Origin of the sequence: Aeromonas sp. R10-2 (assembly GCF_040908445.1) — a bacterium.
Taxonomy (GTDB): Bacteria; Pseudomonadota; Gammaproteobacteria; order Enterobacterales; family Aeromonadaceae; genus Aeromonas; species Aeromonas veronii.
Map to the genome: position 1 here is coordinate 58,049 of NZ_JBFODS010000062.1, position 6,000 is coordinate 64,048.

Annotated in this window: 4 protein-coding genes and 2 pseudogenes; 5 read left to right on the top strand and 1 reads right to left on the bottom strand. The window is 56.5% G+C overall.

Annotated features, from left to right (window positions below; translation table 11 throughout):
• Window positions 1-183: 183 nt before the first annotated feature.
• Window positions 184-1,425, bottom strand: coding sequence for a dicarboxylate/amino acid:cation symporter (locus AB5Y97_RS12810; protein ID WP_005360943.1), 1,242 nt, complete (start codon window positions 1,423-1,425; stop codon window positions 184-186).
• Window positions 1,426-1,695: 270 nt separating this feature from the next.
• Here AB5Y97_RS12810 and AB5Y97_RS12815 point away from each other — a divergent pair, with 270 nt between their 5' ends.
• The 5 genes and pseudogenes from AB5Y97_RS12815 to AB5Y97_RS12835 form a co-directional block, all read left to right on the top strand.
• Window positions 1,696-1,980 carry a pyrimidine/purine nucleoside phosphorylase gene (locus AB5Y97_RS12815; protein ID WP_005336842.1) on the top strand — a complete coding sequence of 95 codons (285 nt, stop codon included), beginning with the start codon at window positions 1,696-1,698 and terminating at the stop codon, window positions 1,978-1,980.
• Window positions 1,981-2,136: 156 nt separating this feature from the next.
• Window positions 2,137-3,522, top strand: a complete 1,386-nt coding sequence (locus AB5Y97_RS12820; RefSeq protein ID WP_005336843.1) for an L-serine ammonia-lyase — start codon at window positions 2,137-2,139, stop codon at window positions 3,520-3,522.
• Window positions 3,523-3,797: 275 nt separating this feature from the next.
• Window positions 3,798-5,168 carry an L-serine ammonia-lyase gene (locus AB5Y97_RS12825; RefSeq protein WP_021230001.1) on the top strand — a complete coding sequence of 457 codons (1,371 nt, stop codon included), beginning with the start codon at window positions 3,798-3,800 and terminating at the stop codon, window positions 5,166-5,168.
• Window positions 5,169-5,302: 134 nt separating this feature from the next.
• Window positions 5,303-5,461 (top strand): annotated as a pseudogene (locus AB5Y97_RS12830) (transposase); the annotation flags it as partial.
• Between the two features lie 64 nt (window positions 5,462-5,525).
• Window positions 5,526-6,000 (top strand): annotated as a pseudogene (locus AB5Y97_RS12835) (IS3-like element ISAeme20 family transposase); the annotation flags it as partial.

The window sequence follows — 6,000 nt, forward strand, 5'->3', positions numbered from 1 at the left end:
AACTGATGTTTTCCCCTCCTGTACTCTCCATTCAACACAGCTAAATCCGTCAGCAATCTCTTGTGCACACCTTTGCTCTGATACTTGTCTGGCAGATATAAAAAAGCCCCCGCCATCATGGCAGGGGCTCGCGTTACGCAGTGTCAGCTTAGGGCTGTTATATCTCAGTCCAGCTCAAAGCAATTATGCCTTGTTCCAGCGCTCGGGGTCATATTCCGGGCTGAAGCGGTCAACAATGACAGCACAGGCCGCATCGCCGGTGATATTGAGGGAGGTGCGGATCATGTCGAACAGACGATCCAGCGCGAACAGCAGCGGCAACCCTTCAATGGGGATCCCGGCCGCCAGCAGCACGGCAACCACCAGGAAGCTTGGGCCCGGCACACCGGCCTGGCCGATCGCCCCCAGAGTGGAGGTCACAATGATGGCCGCCCAAGCACCGACGCTCAGATCGATGTTGTAAACCTGCGCGAAGAAGATGGCGACCAGACCGTAATAGATGGCGTTGCCACTCATGTTGATGGTGGCACCCAGCGGCAACACGAAGGAGGCTGTCGCGTTGGTCACTTTCAGATCATGCTCGCAGGTTTCCATATTGACCGGCAGGGTCGCCATGGAAGAGGCGGTGGAGAAGGCCACGATCTGCGGCTTCTTCATGGCAGAGAGGTACTTCATTACCGGCGTGTTGGAGAACATCATCACCAGCAGCGGATAGACCACGAAGCCGAAGATAAGGATGGCTGCCACATAAACCACGAACAGCTTGAGTACAAGGGTCAGCACGTCGAAGCCATAGGTACCGATGGCTTCCGCCATCAGACCGAACACCCCGAGCGGTGCGATGATCATCACCTTGTTGATCATCCAGACAAAGGCATCCACCAGAGTATTGAGCCCATCGACCAGTGGCTTGGCCCGCTCACGTGGTTGTTTGGCCAGCGCAATGCCGAGGAACATGCAGAACACCAGGATCTGCAGGATGTTCGCTTCGTTGAGGGAGTTGAAGACGTTGGTGGGGATCATGCCAAGCAAGGTGGCGACTGCATCCGGCAGCGCCCCTTTATCGGCGTAGTCACCGCCAAACATGGAGGCAACGGAAGCGAAATCGACCCCGACACCCGGTTTGAAGATCTGCCCCATCACCAGCGCCAGCAACACGGCCAACGCTGAGGTCACGAGGAAGAAGGCCAGCGTAGCCGCACCGATCTTGCCCGCAGCCGGGCTGGCGCCCAGATTGGCGGCGCCGGAGAGGATGGCAACCGCCACCAGCGGGATCACCAGCATCTTGATCAGCTGGATAAACAGGGTACCGAGCGGTGCAAACACGGTGGCTTGTTCACCCATGAACGCGCCGACCACTGCGCCCAGTACCATGGCGACCACAACCTGGAAGCCGATGTTTTTAATGAGTCCTTTAGTTAACACAATATGTTCCTTTATGTAGCAAAATTCACACTTTTCCCAGTGCAATTAACCAAACAGGGGAATGAGCGGCTGCCCATTCCCCTGTTTGCGCGTGTTATCTCACATTTAATTGCTGTTTTAAATCAGCAAATCATTAACCTTGGCTATTAATAAGTTTGCGAAAAAGTGAAGATTCAAAGCGGTCTCGGCGATTTTTACCTCATCCCCCATGACAACTGGCAAAAGATTGTGCTAGTTTGGCTGCACAAACGTACACACAGGGATGTAAAGATGCTGAAAGTTAACGAGTATTTCGACGGAAATGTAAAATCCATCGGTTTCGAACAAAAAGGCGAGAAATCAACCGTCGGGGTGATGAACGCCGGTGACTACCTGTTCAACACCGCCGCCCCCGAACGGATGACTGTGATCAAGGGCGCCCTCACCATCCAGCTGGCTGATGAAGATGAGTGGCACACCTACAGCCAGGGTGAATCCTTCCTGGTGGCCGGTCACTCCTCCTTCAAACTGGAAGTGAAAACCCCCACAGCTTATCTGTGCGAATTTCTCGACTGATCTCAGGCCGGTTGAAGGGGATCAGCCCCTTCAACCTTCTTGGGCAACCCCCAGCCCTATTATCTGTGCCCATGTCACAGCACCGCACATCCCCGCTTTCCATCCACGTCAAAAATCCTAGAATAAACAGACATAAACCATCACCGGATTGATGTCATGATCAGCGTGTTTGACCTGTTTTCCATCGGAATTGGCCCCTCCTCTTCCCATACCGTCGGCCCCATGCGTGCCTCTTATGCCTTCGTCCAGCAGCTCAAGCTGCAAGGCCATCTGCCACAGGTCACGCGGGTCGAAGTGGAGTGTTACGGCTCGCTGGGCCAGACCGGCAAAGGGCACGGTACCGGCAAGGCAATCATTCTGGGGTTATCGGGCTTTGAACCGGAATCGGTCGATATCGATGCGATTCCCGCCATTCTGGCTCGAGTGGAAAAGGAACAGAACCTGCCGCTGGCAGGCGAACAACCAAGCCATTTTCCCCGCACCGGTGCCATCATCTTCAACCGCCGCAAAACCCTGCCGGCCCACACCAATGGCATGACTCTGCGGGCCTTTGATAAAGAGGAAAACCTGCGCTTCAGCCAGACCTACTACTCCATCGGGGGCGGCTTCATCATTGAAGAGAGCCACTTTGCCACCGCCAAAGAAGAGGCCGCCAAATCTGATGCCGAACATCCTGTCCCCTACCCGTTCGACAGCGGCGCCCAACTGCTGGCTCACTGTCAGGAGAGCGGCCTCTCCATCTCGGGGCTTATCCTCGCCAATGAGCGGGTATTTCGCAGCGATGAGCAGATAAAAGCGGGGCTGCGCAAGATCTGGCAGGCGATGCAGGGCTGCGTCGAGCGAGGCTGCAAAAGCGAAGGGGTGCTGCCGGGCGGCCTCAAGGTTCGGCGCCGCGCCCCGGGGCTGTTCCGCCAGTTAAGCTGCGAGACCAACTTCAACAAGGATCCGCTGATGGTAATGGAGTGGGTCGATCTCTTTGCGCTGGCGGTCAATGAAGAGAACGCCGCCGGTGGCAGGGTGGTCACCGCCCCCACCAATGGCGCTGCGGGCATCATCCCCGCCGTGCTGCACTACTACGATCGCTTCGTGCACAAAGTGGATGACGAGACGCTGATCCGCTACTTCCTCACCGCGGCTGCCATCGGCATCTTATATAAGAAGAACGCCTCCCTCTCCGGGGCCGAAGTGGGTTGCCAGGGAGAAGTGGGAGTCGCCTGTTCCATGGCGGCTGGCGCGCTGACCGAACTGCTGGGGGGCAGCCCGGCCATGGTGGAGAACGCCGCCGAAATAGGCATGGAGCACAATCTCGGCCTCACCTGCGATCCCATAGGCGGACTGGTGCAGGTGCCCTGCATCGAGCGCAACGCCATGGGGGCGGTCAAGGCGATCAATGCCGCCCGCCTCGCCCTGCGCGGCACCGGCGAGCACAAGGTGTCGCTGGACAAGGTGATCAAGACCATGTGGGAGACCGGCAACGACATGAAGACCAAATACAAGGAAACGGCCCGTGGCGGCCTCGCCGTTAACATTACCGAATGTTAAAAAACGGCAAATGACTCCATTTGGTTCCGAAATGCCCGGCATCGCCGGGTATTTTTATGGGCAAACGCTTAACAAAATGGATAAGCACAAAAATAAATTTTATACTCGCGCCTCAGATTCAACAAAAATAGATCTATTTCAACTTTTTTTAGGTCTGGAGCCGTTACACTACGGTTATCTGGTTCTGTGACCTGCGCTGACAAGCGCGTTCCATGGATCTCCCAAATTTCTGTGAGTGGGCATGCCGCCCCCTTCTACCCTGAGGTAATAGTGACATGATCAGCGTTTTTGATATCTTCAAAATCGGTGTAGGCCCCTCTTCTTCCCACACTGTTGGCCCGATGAAAGCAGCCAAACAGTTTGTTGACGAACTGCGCGCAGGCGGCAAGATCCGCGATATCACCCGCATCAATGTCGATGTCTACGGCTCCCTCTCCTGGACCGGTAAAGGCCACCACACCGACACCGCCATTATCATGGGCCTGGCCGGCAACCTGCCGGAAAACGTCGATATCGATGCCATCCCTGAATTTATCTCCCGCGTAGAGCAGACCGAGCGCCTGCCGATCGGCCTGCACTGCCACACCGTCAGCTTCCCGCGTGACGCCATGGTATTCCACGACGAAGCCCTGCCGCTGCACGAAAACGGCATGAAGCTGACTGCCCTGATCGAAGATGAAGTGGTTTACAGCAAGACCTACTACTCCATCGGTGGCGGTTTCATCGTTGACGAAGAGAACTTCGGCAAGGCTGACAGCGGCGACATGTCCGTACGCTATCCGTTCAAGAGCGCCGCTGAGCTGGTTGCCCACTGCAGCCAGACCGGTCTCTCCATCTCTGCCCTGATGATGGAAAACGAGAAGTGCTTCAACACTCCGGAAGAGATCTACAAGAAGTTCGGCAAGATCTGGAACACCATGCGTGAAGGTATCGAGCGCGGCTGCCGTACCGAAGGCGTTCTCTCCGGCCCGCTGCGCGTACCCCGTCGTGCCGCACCGCTCTACCGTCAGCTCAACACCAACGAGAACCTCTCGAGCGACCCGATGAACATCGTTGACTGGGTCAACATGTTCGCTCTGGCCGTGAGTGAAGAGAATGCTGCCGGTGGCCGCGTGGTCACTGCCCCGACCAACGGCGCTGCCGGTATCATCCCGGCCGTACTGGCCTACTACGACAAGTTCATCCAGCCGGTTGGCCGCGACGAATACACCCGCTTCTATCTGGCTGCCGGTGCCGTCGGCATCCTCTACAAGATGAACGCCTCCATCTCCGGCGCCGAAGTAGGCTGTCAGGGTGAAGTGGGAGTCTCCTGCTCCATGGCCGCTGCCGGTCTGACCGAGCTGATGGGCGGTAGCCCGGAGCACGTCTGCGAAGCTGCCGAGATCGGCATGGAACACAACCTGGGTCTGACCTGTGATCCGGTTGCCGGTCAGGTACAGGTGCCTTGCATCGAGCGTAACGCCATCGCAGCCATGAAGGCTGTCAACGCCTCCCGTATGGCCCTGCGTCGTACCTCCAAGCCGCGCGTCTCCCTAGACAAGGTGATCGAGACTATGTACATCACCGGCAAGGACATGGACTCCAAGTACCGTGAAACCTCCCGTGGTGGTCTGGCCATCAAGGTGATGCAGGTTGCTTGCGAATAAATAAGGGTTGCGACCCTCATCTGAACAAAGGCGGGATATCCCGCCTTTTTTATTGCCCGAATGGGATGCCGGGCACTTAGAGCTGCTAACAAAACCAAGTTGATTCGAACGATGCCAATCCCCACATAGCCGGCATGACACGAAAAATCATCAGTAACCAGCTATGGAAGTCCTTGCAGCCACTTCTGCCACCTCAACAGCCTTCGCCACGGGGTGGCCGTCCACGCCTCGATGACTATGCCGTTCTCAATGGTATTCTGTTTGTCCTTACTACCGGGATCCCGTGGGAGGACTTTGAGGTATCCTGATTTTCACAGACAGTCCCGATTGTTACGATGAGACAATCGGGGGTATTGAATGAAATCGAGAGAACACTATTCACCAGAGTTTCGGGCAGAGGCGGTTCGACTGGTGTTGGAGCAAGGCCTTGGCCAAGCTGAAGCCGCCAGAAGGTTGGGTATTGCCAAAGGCACACTGAGCAACTGGGTGGTCGCAGCCAAAGGAGGAAAGGATACATCGGCCATTCCCGGAGCGCGTTCTGTCGCCGAGCTGGAGGCTGAAGTGGCCCGGCTACGCAAAGCTCTCGCACAAGCCAACATGGAGCGCGACATCATAAAAAAGGCCGCCGCGTACTTTGCTCAGGAGTCACTGCCAAGTACGCGTGGATAGCCAACCAAAAGGACATCTATCCCATTTCCGTTATCTGTCGTGTGCTGGAGGTCTCTCGTGCGGGCTTCTACCACTGGCGCCAGCGTCCACCGTCACAGCGCCAACAAGAAGATGAACGACTCAAGGTCGCCATTCGGGCTGCTCACAGCAAGACGCGCCAGAC

Bases quoted from the DNA above. Each gene is read 5' to 3' on its own strand.
- AB5Y97_RS12815 (WP_005336842.1), top strand. From the start codon at position 1,696: ATGCTGAAAGTTAACGAGTATTTCGACGGAAATGTAAAATCCATCGGT.
- AB5Y97_RS12820 (WP_005336843.1), top strand. From the start codon at position 2,137: ATGATCAGCGTGTTTGACCTGTTTTCCATCGGAATTGGCCCCTCCTCT.
- AB5Y97_RS12825 (WP_021230001.1), top strand. From the start codon at position 3,798: ATGATCAGCGTTTTTGATATCTTCAAAATCGGTGTAGGCCCCTCTTCT.